The following is a 24630-nucleotide window of genomic DNA, read 5'->3' as shown; positions in this document are numbered from 1 at the left end:
TCGATCACGCTGCCTACTGTTGCTGATTGTTCGCCGTGATCTTTGCGCTGTCATTGATCGACGCGTCCTGCTGATCGCGCACCGCGCAGAGCGTGACGAACTGCGCGGTGGTCAGCTGAAAATCGGTAATCGCGTGCCGGAAGATCGCGATATGACGCCGATACGCATGCCGCAACAAATGACCGGCCTGCGGGTTGAAGTAGTAGTCGTCGGAGACGCGCGAAGCTTGAACCGGAAGACGGGACATGGCGCTCCGCATGTGATCGCGTGATGTATCGTCCCGGGATTCGAGCAACGCACATGTCAACGCTCCACACGGTAAGGTAATCGCGAAGGCTTACGAACCGAAACCTCCGTAATGCACGTCTCGTCTGTAAAGATGAGTCATATCTTCGCCGCACAGGTCAACTTCGAACCGAGGCAGACGTTGTGTGCGAGTCGATGGAATGCGTCGGCATTTCATGGAGAGACTCGCTTATGCAGGACAACGGACCCATCATCCAGTGGCAGGCGGCCGGCGTGGCCGCCATCGCGGCTTCCGGCGCGTGCGCGACGCTCGGCGGATGCGCCGTTCATCCGCACGACGCGCCGAAGGAGGCGGGTACGCCATCGGTGCTGACCGAAGGCGCGCACATCGCCGATTCGATGCGCACTCACGAAAGTCGCTCCCTCGATGCCCAGCCGCTCGACTACCGCGACGCCACGATGAAGACCGTTCCGAAGATCGGCTGGGCGTCGTATTACAGCAAGAAATTTCAGGGGCGCAAAACAGCCAGCGGTGAACGCTACGACATGCACGCGTTCACGGCGGCGCATCGCACGTTGCCGCTCGGCTCGTATGTGCGGGTCAGCAATCTCGCGAAGACGAGGTCGGTCGTCGTGCGCATCAACGATCGCGGTCCGTTCACGAAGGGCCGCATGATCGATGTGTCGTTCGCGGCGGCTGTCGAGCTCGGTCTGCAACGATCGGGAAGCGCCCAGGTGATCCTCGAACCGGTCGATCGACCCATCGCGCTCGCGTCGACGTCACGCGCGCCCGAACGCATCATGCTGCGCATCGCGCCTCATCCGCGACACCACAAGAAGCACACGCATCGTCATTGACGCTGGACGGATACAATGCTGCGGCGCGCGATCATCGCGCCTCAAGCCGAAGCCATCCGCCAAGTCATGAACAATTCGCCCCGGGCCTTTTTGCTGGGCCCGCTTCTCAAGCGCGTGTCGCGGTCGTTCTACCTCACGCTGCGCATTCTGCCGACGGGCATGCGCGATCCCATCGGGCTCGCGTATCTGCTGGCGCGCGCGGCCGATACGATCGCGGATACATCGCTGATCTCACCGCAACGTCGTCTGGAACTATTGCTTTCGCTGCGTGCGCAAATCAACGGCGCACCCGATGACGGCGCGCTCGCGCGCATCGCGGGTGAAGTCGCGGGGCAGCAGGCGCAGCCCGACGAGCGCGCGTTGCTCGAAAGCCTGCGCGACGCGCTCGCGATCCTGCCGCAACTGGGCGCGCAGGATCAGGCCGCGGTTCGCGATATCGTCACGACGCTCAGCACCGGCATGGAGTTCGATCTGCGCACGTTCCCCGACGAGACATCGGGCGAGATCGTCGCACTGAAGGAATTCGACGAGCTCGATCGCTACACGTATCTCGTCGCGGGCTGCGTCGGCGAGTTCTGGACGAAGATGACGTACGCGCATATGCCCGGCACGCTAAAGGCCGCGCCCGATACGATGCTCGCGCTCGGCGTGCGCTTCGGCAAGGCGCTGCAGATGACCAACGTGCTGCGCGATTGCGCGCGCGATTTGCGCATCGGCCGCTGCTATCTGCCCGAATCGATACTCGGGCGTCACGGTCTCACGCCGCAGGATTTATTGCGGCCGGAATCGTCGGCGCGCGCGCGGCCCGTGCTCTTCGAATTGCTGCGCACGTCGCTCGCGCTGTTTCGGGATGCGGTCGATTACACGCTCGCGATTCCATCGGGCGCCATCCGTCTGCGACTCGCCTGTCTCTGGCCGATCATGATCGGCCTCGACACGCTCGTGCTGCTCGCGCGTAACGATGCATGGCTCGATCCCGACAAAATCTCGAAGGTCCGGCGCAACGACGTGTATCGGATCATCGCCGCATCGTTGCCGATGGTCGCGTCGAACGGCATGCTGCGCGCGTGGACCTCGCGAGGCATCCGCGCGATCGAGGCGGAAATCAGCGCCGCAATTCGGCCATGATGCGCTCGGCGAGAAAGTCGCAAGGCGGCCGTTTCGACGCCGCGCTGCGCGCGAGCACCACTTCGAGCGTGCCGATATCCGGCAGACCTTGCGCCGGCCCGAGCAGCGTGAAGTGGGAGGGCACCGCGCATTTCGCGAGCGGCGTCACAGCGAGGCCCGCTTCGGCCATCGTCAAGAGACCGAGCAGGCTCGGGCTTTCATACGACGTGCGATAGCCGATACGCGCGCGTTCGAGACTGCGGATCGCGTTCTCGCGGGCGACGCTGCCCGGCAGAAACACCGCGATCGGCAAGGGCCGCTCCTTCCAGATTTCGGTTTCGCCGGGCGCGGCGGCCCAGACCATCGGCTCGTGACGCAGAAATTCGCCCGATAAGCCCTTCACGCGCGTCGCGCAGACGAGATCGACCGAGCCGTCCTTCACCATCGGCGCGAGCGCAAGGCTCGGCAGACCGACCACCTGAATCTCGACCTTCGGATACGTCGCCGAGAATTTCTTGAGGATCGGCGGAAACAGCGACGACGCGTAATCGTCCGGCACGCCGATCACCACGCGCCCCGTCACATCCGGCCGCACGACCGCCGCCCACGCCTCGTCGCGCAGCGCGATCATGCGGCGCGCGTAGGTGAGCAGCACCTCACCGTCCTGCGTCGGCACCACGCTGCGCGGCTTGCGCACGAAAAGCGGCTTGCCGAGCGCGGTTTCCAGCGTCTTGATCTGCATGCTCACCGCCGATTGCGAGCGATGCACCAGCTCCGCCGCGCGGCTGATGTTGCCCGTATCCGCGACGGCGACGATCATCGAAAGGACATCCAGATCCAGCGCTTTCATGGGTGAACGACCGTTTGGTATCAGAAAATCTGAACGATTCTATCAAAATTATGCGTTTTTCTTTTGCTTCGGCGCGGCGCATAGTCGCATCCAAGGAGCTTATTCATGAACGCGCGAACCGATCTTTCCGTCCTCACCGCCGTGCAAGGCCTGCCCGAACCGTCGTTCGCCACGACGGCGTCGGGGGTTTCGGTGCCGTATATCGAGTGCGGCGAGGGCGAGCCGCTCGTGTTCGTGCATGGATCGCTCTGCGACTACCGCTACTGGAACGCGCAGATTCTGCCGCTTGCGAAGCAGTTTCGTTGCATCGCGCCGAGCCTGTCGCATTACTGGCCCGCCGTCGATGCCTTCGTGCAAGGCGAATTCGGCTGGGAAACGCACGTCGCGGAAATGGCCGAGTTCATCGTATCGCTCGATCTCGCGCCGGTGCATCTCGTCGGGCATTCGCGCGGCGGCTGTATCGCGTTTCATCTGGCGCGCGAGTATCCGCGGCTCGTGAAGACGCTCACGCTCGCCGATCCGGGCGGCCCGCTGCAAACGACGCCGCAGCCCGTGCCCGCCACGCTGCCGCCCGCGACCAACGCGTTGCGCGCACGCGTGGCCGAACTGATCGAAGAGGGCGAGTTCGATCGTGGGCTGGAACTGTTCGTGGATTCGGTCAGCATGCCGGGCTTCTGGAAGAAGAGCACGGAAAGCTTCCGGCGCATGGCGCTCGACAACGCGCTCACGCTGCCCAGGCAATTCCGCGATCCCTTGCCCGCCTACACGCGCGAGGCGGCGCGCGACATCAAGTGCCGCACGCTGCTCATCGACGGGCAGAAGAGTCCGCGCATGTTCCGCAACAACGTCGAGAAGCTGGAGGAGTGGATCGAGTTCGCCGAGCGTCAGACGATCGCGGGCGCATCGCACGGGATGAACGCTGCCAGCCCCGGCGCGTTCAATCGCGCGGTGCTGGCGTTCGCCGGCGCGTGGTGAAGCGAACGCGGTTTATTGCAGCTTCCAGATATTCGCCGCGATCGTGCCCTGGTCGTTGAACACGTTGAGGATGTCGGGCACGTTGGCGATCGGCACGTTGTTCACCATCAGCGCAAACGCGAGGCGCCGTCCGCTCTTCGCGTCGATATAGCCCGCGAGCGCCTGTCCCTTGAGCGTCGTCTGCACCTGACCGTTCGGCAGCTCGGTGCCGGTCGCGTAAGTGCCCGTTTTCGCGTAGACCTTGCCTTTCGCGCCCGCGAGCGTCGGATCGTTTTCGAAGTCGGTCGTGCTCGCGAGCGAGCCGTCGACGCCGAGGAACGGCATCGAATCCACATACGCCGGGAAGGCCGGACGGCCATTCATCGCGCGCAGCATCGCGATGACCGCGAGCGGCGTCGCCGTGGTTTCGCCGCCGCCGCTGCCGTCGATGAAATGCGTCTGGGTCATCGGCACACTGAACGGCGCGGCCGACAGCTTCGCGCTCTCCGCGGCGAGCGCCGCGTTCAGCGTGGTCGAACCGTTGTTCGCGACGCCGAAGAGCATCAGGCTCGTGTCCGCGCCGATGTTGTAGCTGACCTTCAAAATCCACTTCGAATATTCGCCGTACGGTTGCGACGTGAGTTGCGCGACGCGCGTATCGGCGGAATACGAGTTCTTCGCGGGCAGCAGTTGCACCGGGTTGCTCTCGACGGCTGTTGCCGTCACCGTGACGCCCGCGCGCGCGAGCGCCTCGATGAGCACCGTGCGCGCATAGTTCGACGGCTGCGTGATGCGAAACGTGCGGATCACCGGGAAGCTGGGGACGATCGGCGGCACGTAATCCGCTGGAATCGAGCCGCTCAGCACGCCGCCGCAGGGCAACGTGCCGAAGCAGGTCGGGTCCGTGGGCGTGACGGTGATCGTCGCGGGCGTGCCCGCCGCGCCCGTCGTCAGCGTGGACTGAACGGTGAACGCCGATGACTTCGGCCGGTAATCCACCGGCGACGCCGAACCCGCGCTGCCCTGACCGATGATCGTGTCGACCACATCGTCGTTCACGAAGATCGGCCGCAGGTCGAACTCGTCGCGGAAATCGAAGGGATCGAAAAGGCGATCGTCGATCACGACCTCGCCGTTGATCTTCTTGATGCCCGACGCCGCCACCTGCGCCGCGAGCGAGTTGTAGCCCGCGAGCGGATCGGGCGCGGTGATCTGCGCGTTGCCCAGACTGTTTGCCTCGTTGTGATCGAAGTTCGTCCAGGCAAGCGTGCCGTCGGGATTCGTGCGGCCGCCCATCGCGAGATCGCCGCTCGCGACGAGCACGAGATTGCCGTTGAGCGTGCCGGTCGCATCCACGGTGCCGAGTCGATAAACCGGCGTCTGGAACTGATGATCCGCGCCGTATTGATCGAGTGCCGCGCCGAGCGAAAACACCTTGCGCACCGATGCGACATACACCTGTGCGTTCGAATTCATGTCGTAGATGAGATCGCCCGAGTTCAGGTCGACGACGCGCAGCGCCCACGTCGAGCCCTGATACATGGGCTTCTTCATGATCTGGGTGATGGCGTCGGGGACGGACGTATTGTTAGAATCCGACCCGCCGCACGCGGCGACGGATGCGGCGAGCGCGCACGAGAGCGCGAGAGCGGCAACGCGTGCCGGACTTCCTGAAAGCGGGTACATGACGCGGCTCCGATAAAGGCACATCGCGCTCCACCTGGAGCGAACATCCAATACGTCGGGACTGCTTCACAGCGCAGACAGGAGATGTCGGCGGCCGTCCACCATTCTTCAAAGCGGCGGCTGAGTGAATTAAATACCTTGCGTGGGCCTTGTCAAGCGAGGACTATCGCGAATCCAGTGCTTTAGGCAAGCGCTTTTTGTACGATTTCATGCGCGCTTTTGATCTGCTTGTTGTGACGCGACAACGGAAAAACGTTTGGCGCGGGCTAACATCTTCGGCACCTCATCGCGAAGAAGAGGACATCCGTGAGCATGGGCCAAGACGATCTCGATGCATGGAAACGCCGGCGCACGCTTGAGCTGGCGTTCGAACTGGCCGATAGCGGCCGCCATGAGGACTTCACCGACATCGCTTATGCGTTGCAGTTCGAGCGCGGCATGGCGACCGCGCAAGCGCTCATCGACGACCCCGAGATGCGCCGCGTGCTCAATCAGCGTTGTGCCGATGCGCGTGAAAAGCTCGAAAAGCACGCTCCGCTTCCCGAGCCTGAAGTGATCGAAGCGGAACCTTCGCCGGTCGGCGAAGCGATAGCGGAATCATCGAACGATCATGCGCAAATGCCGCAGCCCGAAGACTTCGCACGCGCGCCATCGGTTCTTCGTCGCGCCCTGAACTTCATCTGGCGATCCGGCAACGCGGGCGATCTCAATTCCGCCGCTTCCTGAGCTTTTCTATCGCAGGCCGTGCGTCAACGCACGGCCCGAACTCATTCGCGCCCCCTTTGCGCACGAATGGCGGATTTGCACGACTTGAGCGCCCGCCAAAACCATTACACTTGAGGAAGCTGAACCATAAGCCCGGACTATGCATGCGCGCAGGTCCGGAGTTTGAACTTCGAGGAGGAAATGTTCGTGGCTAACGAAAAGATGCTCGCGCAAATGGCTGAGAAGGATGGTTTCATTGCTGCTCTGGATCAGAGCGGTGGTTCGACGCCCGGCGCGCTAAGGCAATACGGAATTCCGGATGACGCCTACAACGGCGACGCCGAAATGTTCAAGCTGATGCATGAAATGCGCGTGCGCATCATGACCGCGCCTTCGTTCACGGGAGACAAGGTGATCGGTGCAATTCTATTCGAGCGCACTATGGACGGCGAAGCGGAAGGCAAACCGGTCCCCACGTTCCTGTGGGAAGACCGTGGCATCGTGCCGTTCCTGAAGGTCGACAAGGGCCTCGAAACGGAAGCCGACGGCGTGCAGGTGATGAAGCCGATCTCCGGCCTCGACGATCTGCTCGCGCGCGCCGTGAAGCTCGGCGTGTTCGGCACGAAGATGCGCTCGGTGATTCATCAGGCCGATGAAAAGGGCATCGCGGCGGTGGCGAAGCAGCAGTTCGAAGTGGGCGCGCAGATCATCAAGCATGGCCTCGTGCCGATTCTCGAACCCGAAGTCTCGATCAAGAGCCCGGACAAGAAGGGTGCGGAAAAAATTCTGCGCGACGAATTGCTCAAGGGCCTCGACGCGCTGCCGGAATCGAGCAAGGTGATGATCAAGCTGACCATCCCCGACGAGGCGGATTTCTATCGTCCGCTGATCGAGCATCCGCGTGTCGTGCGTGTCGTCGCGCTGTCGGGCGGCTATACGCGCAGCGACGCGTGCAAGAAGCTGGAGCAGAACCACGGCATGATCGCGAGCTTCTCGCGCGCGCTCATCAACGAGCTGAAGAAGTCGATGAGCGACAGCGAGTTCGACAAGACGCTCGAACAGTCGATCGACGAAATCTACAACGCGTCCGTCAAGAAGGCCTGATTCTTCGGCGCTTATCCGCGTTCGGTTGGCGGCGGCGTCTGCACGACAGGCGCCGCCGCCCGAAAGAGATCCTCGCGCGTGCCGCTTTTCGGCGGATAGATGCGCTCGCCGTTGATCGTGCGCTTCGTCGCCTTCGCCGTCTCGCCTTCGGCGACGAGCTTCCTGTCCCATCCTTCCGTGTACACCGCGCCCCACGGCCCGAGATCGCAGATGGTCGTGTACCAGTCGATCGATAGCGGCAGCATCTCCATTCCGAAGAGATCGCAGACGGCGTTGTTGCCCGCGTAACGTCCCATCGGCCGGCCATGCTGGCACGACATCACCGATGGCCGCGTGCCGTCGATCAGCACGCGCGCGCAATCGCCCGCCGCGAACACGCCCGGCACGCCTTCCGCGCGCAGGAACGCATCGACCGGCACGCGTCCGAGCGGATCGAGCGTGACCGGCAATTGCGCCGCGAGCGCGTTCGCATGCATGCCGCCGCACCAGACGACCGTCGCGGCTTCGATGCGCTCGCTCGTCGCGCCGTCGTGGAGCGTCACGCCCTGGCCGTCGAGCGATTCCAGCGATACGCCGGCCCGCGTCTCGACATCGAGCGTCTGCAACGCGCCTTCGATGACATGCTGCGCGCCGCCCATCGATTGCCCGATCTTCGCCGAACGATCCGCGAGCACGACGCGCACCTTGCCGCGATCGCCTTCCGCGACGATCTCGCGCAGCCGCGCGGGCAGTTCCGCCGCGAGTTCGATGCCCGTCAACCCCGCGCCGACGACGACCGCCGTATAGCGGCCCGGCGTATCGGGCAGCGCGGGTAGCGTCAGCAGATGCGCCTGCAGCTTGCACGCGCCCGCGTAGGTATCGACATCGAACGAGAAGTGGTCGAGGCCGGGAATCGGCGGGCGCACGAGCACGCTGCCCGCCGCGAGAATCAGCCGGTCGTAATCGAGCGATTCGGACGCGCCGTCGCGCTCGATCGTCACGCGACGTTTCGCGCTGTCGATATCGGTCGCCTTCGCCTGGATCAGCCGCACGCCCGCCGGCCCGAGCACGGTGTCGAGCTGCACGAGCGTCGGGTCGAGCGGCTGCTCGTAATTGCGCACACGGACGCTGTGAAAGGGCACCGGATTGACGATGGCGACTTCGGCTTCATCGGTGCGACCGAGCTCGTCGAGCTTGCGCGCCGCCGACAGCGCGCTCCACAGACCGGCGAAGCCTGCGCCGATCACAAGGATCTGGTTCAAGGTCATTCCCCTGAATAAACGATCGTTCGTGCTATGAGTCGGTTAAAGCGGCCGCTCTGTTCTTGGTTATAGGCGATTCGCAAGGCATTGGTTCCCATCGTATTCGCCCGGATTAGTCCACTTTTCGCCAAAAGTGATTTCGCCGTTTAGGTATTTACCCTAGATCGTGCGATACCTAAACTCTCTTCAACGGTCGCGAACGAGCAAAACACAGCAACGTAAGCGGCAATTCAAAAACTTCTGTACGGAGGAAAGCATCATGAACAAGCTCATCGGTATCGCAGCGGTCGCTCTCGCTTTTGCCGCTCCGGTCGCATCTTTCGCGCAATCGAATCAACCTTTGACGCGCGCGGAAGTTCGCGAGCAAATCGTGCAACTGGAAAAGGCCGGCTATAACCCCGGCGTGATCAGCGACTCGAAGTATCCGTCCGACATCCAGGCCGCCGAAGCACGCGTCGCAGCGCAAAACGGCGCGACACAAACCGCGTTCGGCGGCGCGACGGAAGGTTCGGCGCAATCGGGCGCGCGCGTGAATCCGATTCAAGCCGACGTGTTCCCGACGTTCGCGCATCACTAAGTAGCAAGGGGTCTAACGGAACGCGCCCGCATGCAAGCGGGCGCGTTTTGCCGTTTACGGAAGTCCGCTCTAAAGCGGAAACCCGCCCGCAAAGGTCTCGCGCAAATATCCGATGAAAAGCGCGACCGCACGCGGCACATGCGGCGCATAAGGCCGCACCACGAATAGCTGATCGGCGAATGCGCCGACCGGACGCCAGTCCGGCAACAGCACGACGAGCTTGCCCGCCTGCACGGCGGCCTGCGCAGTGAAATCAGGCAGCAGCGCGATGCCGAGATCGTCGAGCGCGGCATCGCGCAAGACCTCGCTGTTGTTCGCCGCGAACGGCCCGTTCACCGCGAGCGTATAAGGCCCGGTGGAACTCTTGCGCCCGCCCTTTCGCTGAAACGACCAGATGCTCGACGCCTGCGGGCGCGGATAGACGAGGCAATCGTGCGTGGCGAGATCGTTGGGCGTCGCGGGCGTGCCGCGCCGCTTCAGATACGCGCGCGTCGCGACGATCACCGAATAGGTATCGCACAACTTCCACGCGACATGCGTATCCGGCACTTGCGCGCTGTGCCGAACCGCGAGATCGAAGCCTTCCGTCGCGATCGAACTCAGTTTGTCCGACGCCTCCAGTTGCACCCGCACATCGGGATGCGCATGCAGGAATCCCGACATGCGCGGCACGAGTTGCTGCCGCGAAAAGGCCATCGGCGCGGTCACGCGGATCAAACCGCGCGCCACGCCCGCCATTTCCTTCACGCTCAGGAAACTCGACGCGATGCGCTCGTACTGCCCGCGCGTATCGTCGACGAGCCTGCGGCCCGCCTCCGTGAAACGCACGCTGCGCGTCGTGCGCGTGACGAGCGGCACGCCCGCCGCGCGCTCCAGCTCCGCGATGCGCTGGCTCATCGCCGCTTTCGATACGTTCAGGCGCGCCGCCGCCGCCGTGTAGCTGCCTTGCTCGGCGAGCACGGTCAGCCAGTGCAAATGGGTCCAGAGACCTTCGATCTTTTGCTCGTCCATCAGCCGATTGTTTGCCGATATAAACAATGAGTTCAATCATAGCGCCTTTGCACGGAGCGCGACCGTTCCTACACTGTGTCCATCGCCAAACAATCAGTGAGAGGAGTCGAGATGCAAGCGTTCAACGATACGGCCGACGTGGTTCATTACATTCACGGTGAGCGCACGCACGGTTCGGCCACGCGCACGCAGCCGGTGTTCAATCCGGCGACGGGCGAGCGTCCGCGCAAGCTCGTGCTGGGCGAAGCCGCCGATGTCGATGCAGCCGTCGCGAGCGCGAAAGCCGCGTTCCCGGCCTGGCGCGACATGCCGCCGATCCGCCGCGCGCGCGTCATGCTCAAGTTCCTCGAACTCATGAACAAGCATCGCGACGAACTCGCCGCGATCATCACAGCCGAGCACGGCAAGGTGTTTTCCGATGCGCAGGGCGAGGTGTCGCGCGGCATCGACGTGATCGAATTCGCGTGCGGCATTCCGCAACTGCTGAAGGGCGATTACACCGAACAGGTTTCGACCGGCATGGACAACTGGACGACGCGCCAGCCGCTCGGCATCGTCGCGGGCATCACGCCGTTCAACTTCCCGTGCATGGTGCCGTGCTGGATGTTCCCGGTCGCGATCGCGGCGGGCAACGCGTTCATCCTGAAGCCGAGCGAGCGCGATCCGTCGGCGTCGTTGTTCATGGCCGATCTGCTGAAGCAGGCCGGTCTGCCCGATGGCATCTTCAACGTCGTGCAGGGCGACAAGGTCGTCGTCGATGCGCTGCTCACGCATCCGCAAGTGAAGGCGATCAGCTTCGTCGGCTCGACGCCGATCGCGAACTACATCTACGAGACGGGCGCGAAGCACGGCAAGCGCGTGCAGGCGCTCGGCGGCGCGAAGAATCACATGGTCGTGATGCCCGACGCGGATATCGAGCAGGCCGTCGATGCCTTGATCGGCGCGGGCTACGGTTCGGCGGGCGAGCGCTGCATGGCGATCTCGGTTGCGGTGCTCGTGGGCGATGTCGCCGACAAGATCGTGCCGATGCTCGCCGAGCGTGCGCAGCAGCTGAAGATCAGGAACGGCATGGAGTCCGACGCGGAGATGGGTCCGATCGTCACGCGCCAGGCTCTGGAGCGCATCGAAGGCTACATCGCGCTGGGTGTCGACGAAGGCGCGAAGCTCGTCGTCGATGGACGCGGCTACAAGGTGCCGGGCCATGAAGACGGCTTCTTCACGGGCGGCACGCTGTTCGATCACGTCACGCCGGAAATGCGCATCTACAAGGAAGAGATCTTCGGCCCGGTGCTCGCGTGCGTGCGCGTGAAGGACTTCGGCGAAGCGGTCGAGCTCGTCAACGAACACGAGTTCGGCAACGGCGTCGCCTGCTATACGAGCGATGGTCACATCGCCCGCGAATTCGGCCGACGCATCGAAGTGGGCATGGTCGGCATCAACGTGCCGATCCCGGTGCCGATGGCATGGCACGGCTTCGGCGGCTGGAAGCGCAGTCTCTTCGGCGACATGCATGCATACGGCGAGGAAGGCGTGCGCTTCTACACGAAGCAGAAGTCGATCATGCAGCGCTGGCCCGAAAGCACGGAGAAGGGCGCGGAATTCGCGATGCCGACCGCGAAGTAAGGCATACACAAGCGCATGAATATCGCCCGCTTTTTCCCGTGTGGAAGAAGCGGGCGATTGTTTTTGGGGCCATCGCGATCGATCTGTTCCCGTGCGTCACAACTCAAATGAAATGGCGTCGGTTGACCGTGCGTCCGCAAGCGCGGAAGATGCACCGAAAACGACGCGAAGCCATTCGACATGCAGCGGCAATTCGACGATCTTCTTCTCGGCAGCATCGAACTCTTTTGCCTCGCGGCGGAGCTGGGCAGCTTCACGCTGGCGGCAACCGCGGCGAGCGTCACGCCTGCGGCGGTGAGCCGCTCCGTCGCGCGGCTCGAAAAACGCCTGGACGTGCGGCTTTTCGTGCGCACGACGCGCCAGATTCGACTGACCGATGCGGGCCGCCGCTACTTCGAGCAATGCCGCGACGCGCTCAATCGTCTTGCGGAAGCGGAACGCGAAGCCACCGGCCAGCAGACGACGCCGAAGGGCGTGCTGCGCATCAGCATGCCGACGCCTTACGGCCACTATCGCATGTTGCCGATCCTCGCGGAGTTCCGAACGCGTTATCCCGATGTGACCGTCGAAGCGCATCTGAGCAACCGCAACATCGACTTCGCCGATGAAGGATTCGATCTGGCGATACGCGGCCGCGCGCCGCGCGATTCCGGACTGATCGCGCGCAAGCTGGAGGACGCGGAGCTGGTCGTCGTGGGCACACCGGCGTATCTGAAGCGCGCGGGCACGCCGAAAAGCATCGAAGACCTGCTCGAACACGAGTGTATTCAGTTCGAGATGCCGAGCACCGGACGCCCCGTGCCGTGGCTGTTCATGCAGAACGGCGAGCCTGTGGAGATCACCACGCAAGGCGGCTACGGCACGTCCGGCGATGCGCTCGCGGGCATTCCGCTCGCGTGTCACGGCGCGGGCCTTTTTCAGACCTATCGATTCACCGTCGAAAACGAATTGCGCGCGGGCACGCTCACCGAAGTGCTGCGCGAGTTCGGCGGCTGCAGCAGACCGTTCATCCTGCTGTATCCGCATGGCAGGCATTTGTCGTCGCGCGTGCGGGCTTTCGTCGACTTCGTCGTCGAGAAGCTCGCGAAGCGTTGAATCACGCAATGTTTAAAGGATGCATATCCATGAGCAAGAACGCATTGACCTCGTTACTCGGCATCGAGACGCCGATCATTCAGGCGCCGATGGCCGGCGTGAGCACGCCCGCGCTCGCGGCGGCCGTATCGAATGCGGGCGGCCTCGGCTCGCTCGGCGTCGGCGCGATGAACGCGCAGGGCGCGCGCAAGGTGATCCGCGAGACGCGCGAGCTCACCGGCAAGCCGTTCAACATCAACGTGTTCTGTCATGCGCCCGCCAGCGCCGACGCTACCATCGAGAAGGCGTGGACCGAATGGCTCGCGCCCGTATTCGCGCAATACGGCGCGACGCCGCCCGCGAAACTGAGCGAGATTTACACGAGCTTCGTCGTCGATAAGGCCATGCTCGACGTGTTCATCGACGAGAAGCCGGCCATCGTGAGCTTTCACTTCGGCCTGCCGTCGAAGGAATATATCGATGCGTTGCGTGGGGCCGGCATCAAGCTGATTGCATCTGCAACTAACGTGCGTGAGGCGGAGCAACTCGTGGCGGCGGGCATGGATGCGATCGTCGCGCAGGGCATCGAAGCGGGCGGGCATCGCGGCATCTTCGACCCGCAAGCCGACGATGACAACCTCGGCACCTTCGCGCTCACGCGCCTGCTTGCAAGCAAATTCGATGTGCCGGTGATCGCGGCGGGCGGCATCATGGACGGCGCGGGCATCGCGGCGGCGCTGGCGCTCGGCGCGCAGGCCGCGCAACTCGGCACGGCGTTCGTGCCGTGCACGGAGACTTCGATCGACGAAGGATATCGTCGCGCCATTCTCGGCGACGCGGCGAACCACACCACATTCACCGCGGCAATCTCGGGCCGCAGCGCGCGCGGCCTCGTCAACAAGTTCACCGAACTGGGGCGTGGCGGAGAGGCGCCCGCGATTCCCGCCTATCCCATCACCTACGATGCGGGCAAGTCGCTGCATGCCGCCGCCAAAGCGAAAGGCGAATTCGGTTACGGCGCGCAATGGGCAGGACAGGCGGCCGCGCTCGTGCGCGAATTGCCCGCAGCCGAGCTGATGGCGCGGCTGGAAGCGGAACTGCAGCAAAGCATCGCGGGCCTGCAGCAATACATATCTCGCTGATCGCTATAAAGCTTAGTCGAAACGCTTCGTTGGTCGGGCGTCCTGTCGATGCTTCAATGATTCCGTCGCATTCACTGCGGCCTGCATCCGACAAACGCATACCAACGGAGATTTTCGATGTCCGATATCCCCACGCTCGCCGCCGATTCCACGCTTGCCCCCGTCACGTCGAACGAACCGTTCCAGGTGCGCCCGATAGGCGGTCGCATCGGTGCGGAAGTGCGCGGCGTGACGCTTTCCGCCGATCTCGACGACGCCGCGATCGCCGCGATCAATCAGGCGCTGCTCGAACATAAAGTGCTGTTCTTCCGTGGCCAGTCGCATCTCGACGACGCCGCGCAGGAAGCCTTCGCCGCGCGCTTCGGCGAGACCGTCGCGCATCCGACGGTGCCGTCGCTGTCGAGCGGAAGCCGCCTGCTCGAACTCGATTCGAAGCACGGCACGCGTGCGAACTCCTGGCATACGGACGTCACGTTCGTCGATGCCTATCCGAAGATATCGATTCTGCGCGGCGTGGTGATTCCGCCCGCAGGCGGCGACACGGTGTGGGCCAACACCGCCGCCGCATACGCGAATCTGCCCGACGCCCTGCGCGATCTCGCCGACAAGCTGTGGGCGCTGCATTCGAACACCTACGACTATGCAGCGACACGTCATGCGCCCGACACCGAAACCGAGCGCGAGTATCGCAAGCAGTTCACCTCGACGCTCTACGAAACGGAGCATCCGGTCGTGCGCGTGCATCCGGAAACGGGTGAGCGCACGCTCGTGCTCGGGCACTTCGTGCAGCGCTTCATCGGCTTGTCGCAGCGCGATTCGGATCGCCTGATCGAACTCTTCCACGACCATGTCACGCGGCTGGAGAACACAGTGCGCTGGCGCTGGACGCAAGGCGACGTCGCGATCTGGGACAACCGCGCGACCCAGCACTACGCCGTGGCCGATTACGGCGACGCGCATCGCGTCGTGCGCCGCGCGACCGTGCATGGCGACGTGCCCACGGGCATCGACGGACGCAGGAGCCGCATCGTCAGGCAGGAAACGCGCAGCGCCTGACACGCTTCGCTTTTGCTCTTCACTCTTTCTCGATTGCACGATGACACTACGATTCAAGCTCCTCGTCGGCGCCGCGACGTTGTTCGCCGCGCTCATCGGTCCCGCGCATGCCGCCGATCCGGCCGTGGTGCGCATCGGCGTCGCGCAGCAGGGCAGCGGCGATCCGCCGACGTTCGGCGGCTCGCCGGCCGCGACCGCGCAGTTGCAGCATCGTGTCGAGGATGCATTACGGCCCGCGCAGGTCAAGGTCGAATGGATCTTCTTCAAGGGCGCGGGCCCGGCCGTGAACGAAGCGCTCGCCAACAAGCAGATCGATTTCGCGTATCAGGGCGATCTGCCTGCCGTGATCGGCCGCGCGAACGGGTTGAAGACGCATTTGCTGGTGGCGTCGAACGTGCGCGCGGGCGTCTATGTCGCCGTGCCGCCCGACTCCGATATCAAGAGCGTGAAGGATCTCAAGGGCAAGCGCGTGGGCATCTTTCGCGGGACGAATCTGCAACTCGTCGCCGATAACGTGCTCAAGCAAAACGGCCTCACCGAGCGCGATCTGCGCGTGATCAATCTCGATACCGCCGCTGCACAGGCCGCACTTGCATCGAAGGGCGTCGATGCTGTGTTCCTCGACTACTCGCTCTTCAAGCTGCAGCGTCAGGGGCTCGCGAAGATCGTCTATGCATCGCGCGACGACGGCTTGCAGCTCACGCGACAGGCGCATCTGCTCGCGCTCGACGACTTCGAAAGCGCGCATCCCGATACCGTGCAGAAGGTCGTGACCGCGGTCGTTCAGGCGGCGTACTGGTCGTCCGATGAAGCGAACCGCAACGCGCTCTTCACGCTGTGGTCGAAGAGCGGCGTTCCGACCGAATCGTGGGCCTCGGAGTATGCGAACCAGCCGTTGAAGGATCGCAATTCGCCGCTCATCGATCCGTTTCTCGTCGCGCGCTATCAGGCCGTCGCCGATGACGCTCTGCGCCTGAACCTGATCCGCCAGCCCGTCAGCGTGAACGGATGGTTCGAGCCGAAGTATCTCGATCAGGCTTTGAAGTCGCTGAAGCTCGAGGCGTACTGGCCGCGTTTCGATGCATCGGGCAAGGCCGTCGGCGAACGTCTCGCGGAGAATCGATAGATGGCCAATGCCCTGACGCGTGTATTTCTGCCCGCGTATCGCGCGCGCGGGACGTGGTCGAGCGATACGTTGCGCACGATCGGCTGGACCGCGTTGCCGTGGCTCGTGCCCATCGCTATGGCCTTGCTGTGGATGCTCGGTTCGCGATACGGCTGGATCTCCGCGCAGGTGCTGCCGCCGCCCGCGCTCGTGTTCGAAACGCTCGGCGCGCTCCTGAAAAGCGGCGAGTTGTGGATGCATGTCTCCGCGAGCATGACGCGTGCTGCCGTGGGCTTCGGCGGCGGCGTGGCGCTCGGTATCGTGCTGGGCGGTTTGCTGGGCCTGTCACGCACGCTGGAGGCCTACGTACTGCCGAGCTTCAATGCGATCGTGCAGGTGCCCGTGCTCGGCTGGCTGCCGTTTCTGATGATCGTCGTCGGTATCGGTGAGCCGTTGAAGTATCTGCTGATCGGACATGCGGCGCTCGTTCCCGTGACGCTTTCGACGTTGCAGGGCTTTCGCGGCACGCCGCGCGCATTGCAGGAAGTCGCGGCGGTGTATCGCTATTCGCGCTGGCAGGTGATTACCCGCGTGACTTTGCCTTCGGCGATTCCCGTCATCGGCACCGGCGTGCGGCTCGCGTTCACGAAGGCGTGGCTCACGCTGGTGGTCGTCGAACTCGTCGCGTCGTCGGAAGGGCTGGGGTATCTGATCGTGTATGGACGGCAACTCTTTCAACTCGATCTCGTGCTGGCTGCGGTGCTGATCGTCGGGGCTATCGGTTATGTGGCCGATCGTCTGCTCAATGTTTTCGAGCGCAAGCTTCAGCGCGGCCGTTCCGTTTGAGGATCAACAGATGTCGACTCTGGATTGGGAAGCAGGATCGGTCAAAGGATCGTGGCGCGGCCTCGTGCTGCCGATCGCCGCGCTCGGGGTGTGGTGGTTCGTGTCGCGCGGCGCGCAACTCGGGCACGGCGTGATGGTATCGCCTGCGCAGGTCTGGGCCACCGCCGTGGAGCAGGTTCGAAGCGGCGCGCTCGTGCGTGCGCTTTCCGCATCGCTTGCGCGCGAACTGACGGGATTTGCGATCGGCACGAGCCTCGGCCTCGCGCTCGGCGCGTTGCTCGGCATCTCGAAGCTGGCGAATCGTGCGATCGCGCCGAGCTTCAACACGTTCAAGCAAGTGTCGCTGTTCGCGTGGATTCCGCTGATTTCCGTCTGGTTCGGTCTGGGCGATGTCGCGAAGGTCGTGTTCCTGTCGCTCGCGGCGCTCGTGCCCGTCGTGATGCACACGAACGACGGCATTCGCGCCGTGCCCGCCGACTTGCTCGATGTGGCGCGCGCCTATCGCTATGGCAAGTTGCAGACGCTGGCGTATGTGGTGCTGCCTGCGGCGTTGCCGTCGATCTTCACGGGCGTGTATCTCGCGCTCATCTATTCGTGGCTCGCGACGCTCGGGGCGGAGTATCTGCTCGTCGCGGGCAGCGGGATCGGCAATACGCTCGTGGATGGCAGCGAGCAGTTTCGCATGGATCTCGTCGTGTTCGGCGTGATCGTGGTCGGTTTGACGGGGTGGGCGCTGAATGCCCTCGCGCGCGGCGTGCAGCGGCGCTGGTTCGATACGTCGCGCGCGGCTTGAGGAGAATCCAGGAATGACGACTGTAATCGAGCAAGACAGCGGTCTGACGCTGCGGCATGTGAGCAAGCGCTTCAACGACGATGCGGCGCCTCCGGTACTGGATCGCATCGACTTGTCGATTACGAGTGGCGAGTTCGTGAGCATCGTCGGGGCGAGCGGATGCGGCAAGTCGACGTTGCTGCGGCTCGTGGCGGGACTCGATGGCAATCACGAAGGCGAGATCGAGTTCGACGGCAAGCGTATCGTGACGACCGATCTGTCGCGCGGCATCGTGTTCCAGGATCATCGGCTGTTTCCGTGGCTCGATGTCGAGCAGAACGTGGCCGTCGCGTTACGCAATGCGCCGCTCTCGAAAGCGGCAAAGGCGCGGGCGGTGGCGGAGCATATCGAGCTTGTCGGGCTTACGGGATACGAGCGGCATTATCCGCATCAGTTGTCGGGCGGGATGGCGCAGCGCGTGGCGATCGCGCGCGGGCTCGTCAATCGGCCGCGGTTGCTGCTGCTCGACGAGCCGTTCGGCGCGCTCGACGCGCTTACGCGCAGTCGTTTGCAACTCGAATTGCAGCGTATATGGGAGCGCGAGCGGATCACGATGGTGCTCGTCACGCACGATGTGGAAGAGGCCGTGCTGCTTTCGGACCGGATCGTGGTGATGCAGGCGCGGCCCGGGCGGATTGGCGAAGTGATCGACGTCAGTTTGCCGAGGCCGCGCAAGGTGGGACATCGCGAAGTCGCGCGCTTGCGGGACGATATCGTCGATACGTTCTTCACGGAAGCCGCCTAAAGCTGCGCCTCGATCGCGGCTTTGTCGATGACGGACCAGACGTTGTCGATCTTCCCTTCGCGGAACTCATAGAACACGTTCTCGCAGAACACGACGCGTTTTCCGTCCACGCGCAGTCCCATGAAAACCCCTTTCGGCGCGCACTCGAACCGCAATCGGCACGCGATGCGCGGCGGTTCCTCGATCAGCATTTGAATGTCGAAAAAGAGATCGGGTATCTCGCGAAAGTCCTTTATCAGCATCTCGCGATAATCGTCGAGCGTCAGCGCGCGGCCGTTGTAGTGCAGCGCGTCATGAACGAACGTGCCGAGATTTAACCAGTCTTGTGCGTTCAGACAGGCAATATAGCCGCGATAAATTTCTGAAAGCATCGGATACGCTCTGCAAGAGTCGACGATCCGTGCATCCTCTCACAGCGCGACGCGCTCCAGTTCCCTTGCTCATCCAGCGTTCTCTCACGGGAAAACCATGACGAGATTCGCTTTGAACTTCTTTCGTTTCGAAACTAGACTCTTCCGTGACGAAAGAGCGGATGAAAGCGGCCCGATGCTCACCAACAAGAGTTCATTGAAGCGACGCCTTCAAATCGTCGAGCTCGTTCGCAAGCGAGGCGAGGTTTCCGTCGATGAGCTCAGTCAGGCTTTCGAAGTTTCGAGCGTCACCATCCGCAGTGATCTGACTTACCTGGAGCAGCAGCGCTATCTGCTGCGCTCGTTTGGCAAAGCCCGCTATGTCGCGCAGAAGGCCGGAGACGACATACTCGTGCCAGCGTCCGACGCCGCTGCACGCAAGGCCTCCGAAACGCTTCTTGCCCGATTCGCGGCAGAGCGGGTCGCGGATAGCGAAGCGGTCATGTTGGGCGCGGGCGAGATCGTTCATAAGATGATTCCATTCCTCGCAGACCGTGCAAACCTTTCGTTGCTGGTGCAGGACGTTACGGTTGCGCAGACGGTTCAGCGGTTTCTGCACTGCGAGGTGCTTTTGACTGGCGGGCAACTGGAACACGGCTCGACCGTGATGACCGGCCCTGACGCCGAAGCTTCCGTCGGGCGGCGCGCGATCGATCTGTGCGTCCTGCAAGCATCCGGTGTCGATCGTGACGGCAACCTGCTGACGGCGAACCTGGCCCTGGCGCGTGTGGCGCAGGCAGCGCGCCGGGCTGCCAGGCGCACGATCGTCGTCGCGTTTCAGCCGGCGCTCGACGAACGCAGCGGCGAAGTGTTTGCAAGCGCGCAAGAGATCGACACGCTTCTTATCGACGATGGAATCGACCCGCCGACGATGGAGACGGTCATGCGCAAAGGTCTTCAGCTACAAAGGCGAGACACTGGAATTCTGGAGTTTCGCGCTTCCTGACAGGACGTATTGAGAAGTAGAAGAACCGAAGTGCGCGCGCTTTCTGGCGCCTCGTGCATCGTTATCCTAATGAAAACCGACATGGCGAAATCTGAAGCGAAACCGGACGCTCGTCCCGGCTGCATCCTCACGATGGGCGAGATTCTCGTCGAGATTCTCGCTACGGAAATCGGGCAGTCGTTCCGGCGGGCAGGAACGCTGATCGGACCGTTCGCGAGCGGCGCTCCGGCAATTTTTATCGATCAGGTCGCGAAATGCGGTAGTCCGTGCGCGATCATCGGATGTGTCGGCGATGACGATTTCGGCGTGCTCAATGTCGAACGCCTGCGCGAGGACGGCGTCGATGTCTCCGGCATATCCGTCATCAAGGCCGCGACGACCGGCAGCGCGTTCGTCACCTATCGCAAGGACGGCGACAGAGACTTCATCTACAACATCGTCAACAGCGCGTCGGGACATCTCTCTGTCAGCGAGATTCGCGAACACTTGCTGAAGGATTGCAGGCATTTCCATGTGATGGGCTCCTCGCTCTTCTCGTTCCGCATCATCGAGGCGATGAAGAGCGTCATCGAAACGGTGAAGGCTAACGGTGGCACGGTCAGTTTCGACCCGAACATCCGCAAGGAGATGTTGCGCATTCCGGAAATGCGCGAGGCGCTCGACTTCATCCTCGACTACACCGACGTGTTCCTTCCGAGCGGCCATGAAGTGATGTTGCTCGCGAGCGCGAGCACCGAGAAGGCGGCGATCGATGAACTGCTGGGCAGAGGCGTGCGCGAGGTCGTGGTGAAACGCGGCAAGGATGGTTGCAGCTATTACGACGGAAAAGACGAGCGGCACGTGCGGGCGTTGCCGGTGACCGAAGTCGATCCGACGGGCGCCGGGGATTGCTTCGGCGGTACGTATATCGCCTGTCGCGCACAGGGATTTGCTGTCGAACGCGCGTTGACGTACGCCAGCGCCGCGGGCGCGCGCGCCGTGACGTATCGCGGACCCATGGAAGGCACCGCAACGCTCGCAGAACTGGATGCGTTCATCCAGGAGAGATCCGAGGCGAGCCATGACTGAAATCGTCACGCGACTCACGGGCGACGCACGATTTGCGTCCCGGCTGAGGGGGATCTACTCGGTCTGCTCGGCTCATCCGTGGGTGATCGAGGCGAGCATGAGGCAGGCGCTCGATGACGGCACGCCGTTGCTGCTCGAGTCGACCTCGAATCAGGTGAACCAGTATGGCGGCTACACCGGTATGCAGCCGGCCGACTTCGTGCGATTCGTGCACGGCATCGCCGACAGCGTCGGTTTTCCTCGGGCAAGCTTGCTTCTCGGCGGCGACCATCTCGGCCCGAATGCCTGGAGCAATCGTCCGGCCGATGAAGCGATGGCACGCGCGGACGCCCTGATCGATGCGTACGCCACGGCAGGATTTCGAAAGCTTCACCTCGACACGAGCATGCGTTGCGCCGATGACCCGCCGCGTCTTTCCGACGAAATCGTCGCCCGGCGTGCGGCTCGATTGTGCGCGGTCGCGGAGCAGGCAGCCGGGCGCGCGGGACTGCGCGAACGCCCGGTCTACATCGTCGGTACGGAAGTGCCCGTGCCCGGGGGCGCATCCGAAGCGCTCTCTGCGGTCGAGGCGACGAGTCCGCGTGCGGCGCTCGATACCGTCGCGGTGCATCGTGCGGCATGGCAAGCATGTGGCCTGGACGCGGCGTGGCAGCGCGTCGTGGGTCTGGTCGTTCAGCCGGGCGTGGAATTCGACCATACGAAGGTCGTGGACTACGACGCGTCGTCCGCTCGCGAACTGTCGCATATCCTCGAAGACCTGCCTGACATGGTCTTCGAAGCCCATTCCACGGACTATCAGAAGCCCGAAGCGCTTTCGGCGCTGGTTCGCGATGGCTTCGCCATTCTGAAAGTCGGGCCCGGCGCGACCTTCGCGTTGCGGGAAGCGCTCTATGCGCTCGCGGACATCGAAGACGAACTGGTCGCAGCGGATGCGCGCTCCGATCTGCGAGCCGTGGTCGAGCGCGTGATGCTGGAGAAACCCACGAATTGGGAGAAGTACTACCACGGCAGCGAACAGGAAAAGCGCCTCTTGCGCACGTTCAGCTACAGCGACCGGATTCGCTACTACTGGGCCGATCCGGCGGTCGGCGCCGCAACGCGAAAGCTGGTGTCCAATCTGGAACGCGTCGACATAAGCGAAAACCTTATCAGCCGATACCTCCCGAACCAGTACTGGCCACGCCGGCGCGGTCTGATCGACGGTTCGCCGATGAGCCTGATCTTCGGTAAGGTCCGGGAAGTCATCGGCATGTATGCGGCCGCCTGTAGAAAGTAAGGCGTCTTTCTTACCTGTGCAGGGAAAACCCGCTTTGTTGGGCTTTCGACTCGAAACTAGAATTTTTCACGGTAAAAGCGGCTCGCCATTCCATGGCGAGCGCCGAGGCGTACTGGAGGCGACATATGAGCAAGGTGACCCCGGTCAACAACGAGCAGCCTAAGCCTCGCAAGGGTTTCGCGTCTCAAATAATGCACTCGCGCGAGACCGGCATCGTGGGTGCGCTGGCCATCATGATCGTGCTGCTATCGATTTTCGCGCCTGACTTCGCCAGCAAGGGCAATCTGCTCAACGACGCGCGCAATCTGTCGTTCATCGGCATCGTGGTGCTCGGTCAGGCTGCGGTGATGATCACCGGCGGCATCGACCTTTCGGTCGGCAGCGTGTGGGGCCTTGCGGCGGTGGCGTCCGCCGCGATGATGCAGTCGGGCATGGGTGTCGTTCCGGCGTGTGCGCTCACGCTTCTCATCTGCGCCGCCGTCGGCTTCTTCAATGGCTTCTGCGTGACGAAGCTGCGCATGCTGCCGTTCGTGCCGACGCTCGCCACCATGAGCATCGCGCGTGCGCTCGCGCTCATCATCACACGCGGCAAGGCAATCGACGGCTTCCGGCCCGACGGCGACGCGTTCTTCTCGCTCGGTGGCGGCGACTTCCTCGACCTGCCGGTTCCCTTCATCATTTTCGTGGTGCTGGCGATCATCTCCGCGATCGTGCTCAAGAGAACGGTCTACGGCCGCCAGTTGTATGCGGTCGGCGGCAACGAACGCGCGGCGATGCTCACCGGCCTGAATGTGGACCGGCTCAAGATGAGCGTCTACATCATGTCCTCTGTTCTGGCGGGTGTCGCGGGCATCATCGAAGTGAGCTACCTTTCGTCCGCGATTTCGAATCAGGGCCTCGGCAAGGAACTGAGCGTCATCGCAGCGGCGGTCATCGGCGGCACGGCCCTGTCCGGCGGCGAAGGCACCGTGATCGGCGTGTTCGTCGGCACGGTCATCCTCGAAGTGCTGCGCAATGGTCTCGTCTTGCTCGGAACGGACGCTTATTGGCAAGGGGTGTTCGTTGGTTCCGTCATCGTGCTTGCCGTCTTTATCGACCAACTCAGAAAAGGCGTCTGGCGACGTCGATGAGCGCTGTAACCATAACAACCCTTGGAGAAGACATGACACGCACCATGATCAGCGCAGTAGCAGCCGCCGTCCTGTTCGGGCTCGGCGTCGCGCAATCGCACGCAGCCGACAAGAAGGTTTTCGCCGTCGTGCCGAAGGCGCTCGGCGTCGCGTTCTACGCCGATGCGGAGAAAGGCTGCAAGGAAGAGGCGGCGAAACTCGGCGCCGAGTGCCTGTTCACGGGCCCGGCGCAACTCGATGACGCCGAGCAGGGCCGCATCGTCAGGGATCTGATCACGAAGAAGGTCGCCGGTATCGCGATTGCGCCGAATAACGCCGACTCCATCGGTAACGTCATCAGTGCGGCTGTCGCGAAGAATATCCCGATCGTCACGTTCGACTCCGATGCGCCGAAGTCCAAGCGGGCCGCGTTCATCGGCACGAACAACGAGGCTGGCGGCGAGGCCGCCGGGGAAGCGTTCGCGAAAGCGCTTCCGAAGGGCGGCACGTACGCGATTCTGACGGGCGGCTTGTCGGCGGCGAATCTGAACGAGCGGATCAAGGGCTTCAAGTCCAAGCTCGGCGGCAGCTTCAAGGAAGTGTCGGGTTCGCCCTTTGCGTGCAACGACGACTCCAGCACGGCGGTGCAACTGATTCAGGACATTCTCGCCAAGAATCCGAATCTCGACGGCATCTTCTTCGCAGGCGGCTGGCCGATGTTCGCGCCTGAGGCCTACATCCGCGCGGTCAAGAACAAGGCAGCCGACATCAAGTCCGGCAAGTTCGTGATCGTCTCGTTCGACACGTTGCCGTCGCAAGTCAAGCTGCTCAAGGAAGGCTACGCGACCACGCTGATCGGCCAGCGACCGCTCGCGATGGGCATCGAGTCGGTGAAACAGCTCAATGAACTGTCCAAGGGCGGCAAGATTCCGCCGATCACGGATACCGGTGTCGACATCGTGAATTCGTCCAACGTGGACAAGTTCGTCGGCGGCAAGTAATCCATCCGCCCGGGACCGGGATGCCGACGGTCCCATGCTTTCCTTGCGAAGAGTCCCG

General features: G+C 63.2%; 25 protein-coding genes. 19 read left to right on the top strand and 6 right to left on the bottom strand.

The annotated features are described in order from the left end of the window. Positions 1 to 13: 13 nt before the first annotated feature. Entirely contained in the window at positions 14 to 247 is a 234-nt protein-coding gene (locus ACEN42_RS29460; protein WP_371883262.1) for a hypothetical protein, read from the bottom strand. Positions 248 to 477: 230 nt separating this feature from the next. Between ACEN42_RS29460 and ACEN42_RS29455 the strand changes: the two genes are divergently transcribed. Further along, complete coding sequence (locus tag ACEN42_RS29455) at positions 478 to 1104, top strand: septal ring lytic transglycosylase RlpA family protein (RefSeq protein ID WP_371883261.1); 627 nt, start codon at positions 478 to 480, stop codon at positions 1102 to 1104. A 66-nt stretch (positions 1105 to 1170) separates the two neighbouring features. Then, entirely contained in the window at positions 1171 to 2232 is a 1062-nt protein-coding gene (locus ACEN42_RS29450; protein WP_371883260.1) for a phytoene/squalene synthase family protein, read from the top strand. Here ACEN42_RS29450 and ACEN42_RS29445 read toward each other — a convergent pair. Next, on the bottom strand, positions 2210 to 3061 hold the full coding sequence (locus tag ACEN42_RS29445; protein WP_035504475.1) for a LysR substrate-binding domain-containing protein: 852 nt from the start codon (positions 3059 to 3061) through the stop codon (positions 2210 to 2212). The genes ACEN42_RS29450 and ACEN42_RS29445 overlap by 23 nt on opposite strands. Before the next feature lie 105 nt (positions 3062 to 3166). Between ACEN42_RS29445 and ACEN42_RS29440 the strand changes: the two genes are divergently transcribed. Continuing rightward, positions 3167 to 4036 (top strand): alpha/beta fold hydrolase, encoded by an 870-nt coding sequence (locus ACEN42_RS29440; protein WP_238288622.1) that lies wholly within the window; start codon positions 3167 to 3169, stop codon positions 4034 to 4036. Between the two features lie 12 nt (positions 4037 to 4048). On the opposite strand, the gene ACEN42_RS29435 is transcribed toward ACEN42_RS29440, so the two are convergent. Further along, positions 4049 to 5701: a D-alanyl-D-alanine carboxypeptidase/D-alanyl-D-alanine-endopeptidase gene (locus ACEN42_RS29435; protein ID WP_371883259.1), complete on the bottom strand. Its 1653-nt coding sequence runs from the start codon at positions 5699 to 5701 to the stop codon at positions 4049 to 4051. 312 nt (positions 5702 to 6013) lie between these two features. On the opposite strand from ACEN42_RS29435, the gene ACEN42_RS29430 reads away from it, so the two are divergent. Next, positions 6014 to 6427 carry a hypothetical protein gene (locus tag ACEN42_RS29430; RefSeq protein ID WP_371883258.1) on the top strand — a complete coding sequence of 138 codons (414 nt, stop codon included), beginning with the start codon at positions 6014 to 6016 and terminating at the stop codon, positions 6425 to 6427. 186 nt (positions 6428 to 6613) lie between these two features. Continuing rightward, positions 6614 to 7510: a fructose bisphosphate aldolase gene (locus ACEN42_RS29425; RefSeq protein ID WP_035504521.1), complete on the top strand. Its 897-nt coding sequence runs from the start codon at positions 6614 to 6616 to the stop codon at positions 7508 to 7510. A gap of 11 nt (positions 7511 to 7521) precedes the next feature. Here ACEN42_RS29425 and ACEN42_RS29420 read toward each other — a convergent pair whose 3' ends face one another. Further along, complete coding sequence (locus ACEN42_RS29420) at positions 7522 to 8751, bottom strand: NAD(P)/FAD-dependent oxidoreductase (RefSeq protein WP_371883257.1); 1230 nt, start codon at positions 8749 to 8751, stop codon at positions 7522 to 7524. Positions 8752 to 9010: 259 nt separating this feature from the next. Between ACEN42_RS29420 and ACEN42_RS29415 the strand changes: the two genes are divergently transcribed. After that, positions 9011 to 9328: a DUF4148 domain-containing protein gene (locus ACEN42_RS29415; RefSeq protein WP_371883256.1), complete on the top strand. Its 318-nt coding sequence runs from the start codon at positions 9011 to 9013 to the stop codon at positions 9326 to 9328. Between the two features lie 69 nt (positions 9329 to 9397). Here the strand turns inward: ACEN42_RS29415 and ACEN42_RS29410 are convergent, their stop codons facing one another. Continuing rightward, positions 9398 to 10339: a LysR family transcriptional regulator gene (locus ACEN42_RS29410; protein WP_187603887.1), complete on the bottom strand. Its 942-nt coding sequence runs from the start codon at positions 10337 to 10339 to the stop codon at positions 9398 to 9400. 111 nt (positions 10340 to 10450) lie between these two features. On the opposite strand from ACEN42_RS29410, the gene ACEN42_RS29405 reads away from it, so the two are divergent. From ACEN42_RS29405 to ACEN42_RS29370, 8 genes are all read left to right on the top strand, one after another. Then, on the top strand, positions 10451 to 11962 hold the full coding sequence (locus ACEN42_RS29405; RefSeq protein ID WP_187603888.1) for a CoA-acylating methylmalonate-semialdehyde dehydrogenase: 1512 nt from the start codon (positions 10451 to 10453) through the stop codon (positions 11960 to 11962). A gap of 180 nt (positions 11963 to 12142) precedes the next feature. Continuing rightward, entirely contained in the window at positions 12143 to 13057 is a 915-nt protein-coding gene (locus ACEN42_RS29400; protein ID WP_371883255.1) for a LysR family transcriptional regulator, read from the top strand. 29 nt (positions 13058 to 13086) lie between these two features. Further along, positions 13087 to 14178: an NAD(P)H-dependent flavin oxidoreductase gene (locus ACEN42_RS29395; protein WP_371883254.1), complete on the top strand. Its 1092-nt coding sequence runs from the start codon at positions 13087 to 13089 to the stop codon at positions 14176 to 14178. Positions 14179 to 14295: 117 nt separating this feature from the next. After that, positions 14296 to 15234: a TauD/TfdA family dioxygenase gene (locus ACEN42_RS29390; protein ID WP_371883253.1), complete on the top strand. Its 939-nt coding sequence runs from the start codon at positions 14296 to 14298 to the stop codon at positions 15232 to 15234. A 40-nt stretch (positions 15235 to 15274) separates the two neighbouring features. After that, on the top strand, positions 15275 to 16360 hold the full coding sequence (locus tag ACEN42_RS29385; protein ID WP_371883252.1) for an ABC transporter substrate-binding protein: 1086 nt from the start codon (positions 15275 to 15277) through the stop codon (positions 16358 to 16360). Next, positions 16361 to 17185, top strand: coding sequence for an ABC transporter permease (locus tag ACEN42_RS29380; RefSeq protein WP_371883251.1), 825 nt, complete (start codon positions 16361 to 16363; stop codon positions 17183 to 17185). Between the two features lie 10 nt (positions 17186 to 17195). Then, positions 17196 to 17978 carry an ABC transporter permease gene (locus ACEN42_RS29375; RefSeq protein ID WP_238210948.1) on the top strand — a complete coding sequence of 261 codons (783 nt, stop codon included), beginning with the start codon at positions 17196 to 17198 and terminating at the stop codon, positions 17976 to 17978. Between the two features lie 13 nt (positions 17979 to 17991). Beyond that, positions 17992 to 18762 carry an ABC transporter ATP-binding protein gene (locus ACEN42_RS29370; protein ID WP_187603895.1) on the top strand — a complete coding sequence of 257 codons (771 nt, stop codon included), beginning with the start codon at positions 17992 to 17994 and terminating at the stop codon, positions 18760 to 18762. On the opposite strand, the gene ACEN42_RS29365 is transcribed toward ACEN42_RS29370, so the two are convergent. Continuing rightward, the gene (locus ACEN42_RS29365; RefSeq protein WP_238288631.1) at positions 18759 to 19133 is read right to left on the bottom strand and encodes an ester cyclase; all 375 of its coding nucleotides are present in this window, start codon (positions 19131 to 19133) and stop codon (positions 18759 to 18761) included. The two genes, ACEN42_RS29370 and ACEN42_RS29365, sit on opposite strands and share 4 nt — an antisense overlap. Before the next feature lie 112 nt (positions 19134 to 19245). On the opposite strand from ACEN42_RS29365, the gene ACEN42_RS29360 reads away from it, so the two are divergent. From ACEN42_RS29360 to ACEN42_RS29340, 5 genes are all read left to right on the top strand, one after another. Beyond that, positions 19246 to 20118 carry a DeoR/GlpR family DNA-binding transcription regulator gene (locus tag ACEN42_RS29360; RefSeq protein ID WP_371883250.1) on the top strand — a complete coding sequence of 291 codons (873 nt, stop codon included), beginning with the start codon at positions 19246 to 19248 and terminating at the stop codon, positions 20116 to 20118. Between the two features lie 81 nt (positions 20119 to 20199). Continuing rightward, positions 20200 to 21186, top strand: a complete 987-nt coding sequence (locus tag ACEN42_RS29355; RefSeq protein WP_371883249.1) for a sugar kinase — start codon at positions 20200 to 20202, stop codon at positions 21184 to 21186. Then, positions 21179 to 22462: a D-tagatose-bisphosphate aldolase, class II, non-catalytic subunit gene (locus ACEN42_RS29350; RefSeq protein WP_371883248.1), complete on the top strand. Its 1284-nt coding sequence runs from the start codon at positions 21179 to 21181 to the stop codon at positions 22460 to 22462. Before ACEN42_RS29355 ends, ACEN42_RS29350 begins: the two co-directional genes overlap by 8 nt. A 125-nt stretch (positions 22463 to 22587) precedes the next feature. After that, entirely contained in the window at positions 22588 to 23592 is a 1005-nt protein-coding gene (locus ACEN42_RS29345; RefSeq protein ID WP_238210958.1) for an ABC transporter permease, read from the top strand. Positions 23593 to 23624: 32 nt separating this feature from the next. Continuing rightward, on the top strand, positions 23625 to 24572 hold the full coding sequence (locus ACEN42_RS29340; protein ID WP_371883247.1) for a sugar-binding protein: 948 nt from the start codon (positions 23625 to 23627) through the stop codon (positions 24570 to 24572). The last annotated feature ends 58 nt before the right edge of the window (positions 24573 to 24630 follow it).

Origin of the sequence: Caballeronia sp. S22, from assembly GCF_964261745.1 — a bacterium.
GTDB lineage: Bacteria > Pseudomonadota > Gammaproteobacteria > Burkholderiales > Burkholderiaceae > Caballeronia > Caballeronia jiangsuensis.
Note: the sequence above shows the minus strand (reverse complement) of the source record. Positions and strands in the feature narration are given on the sequence as shown.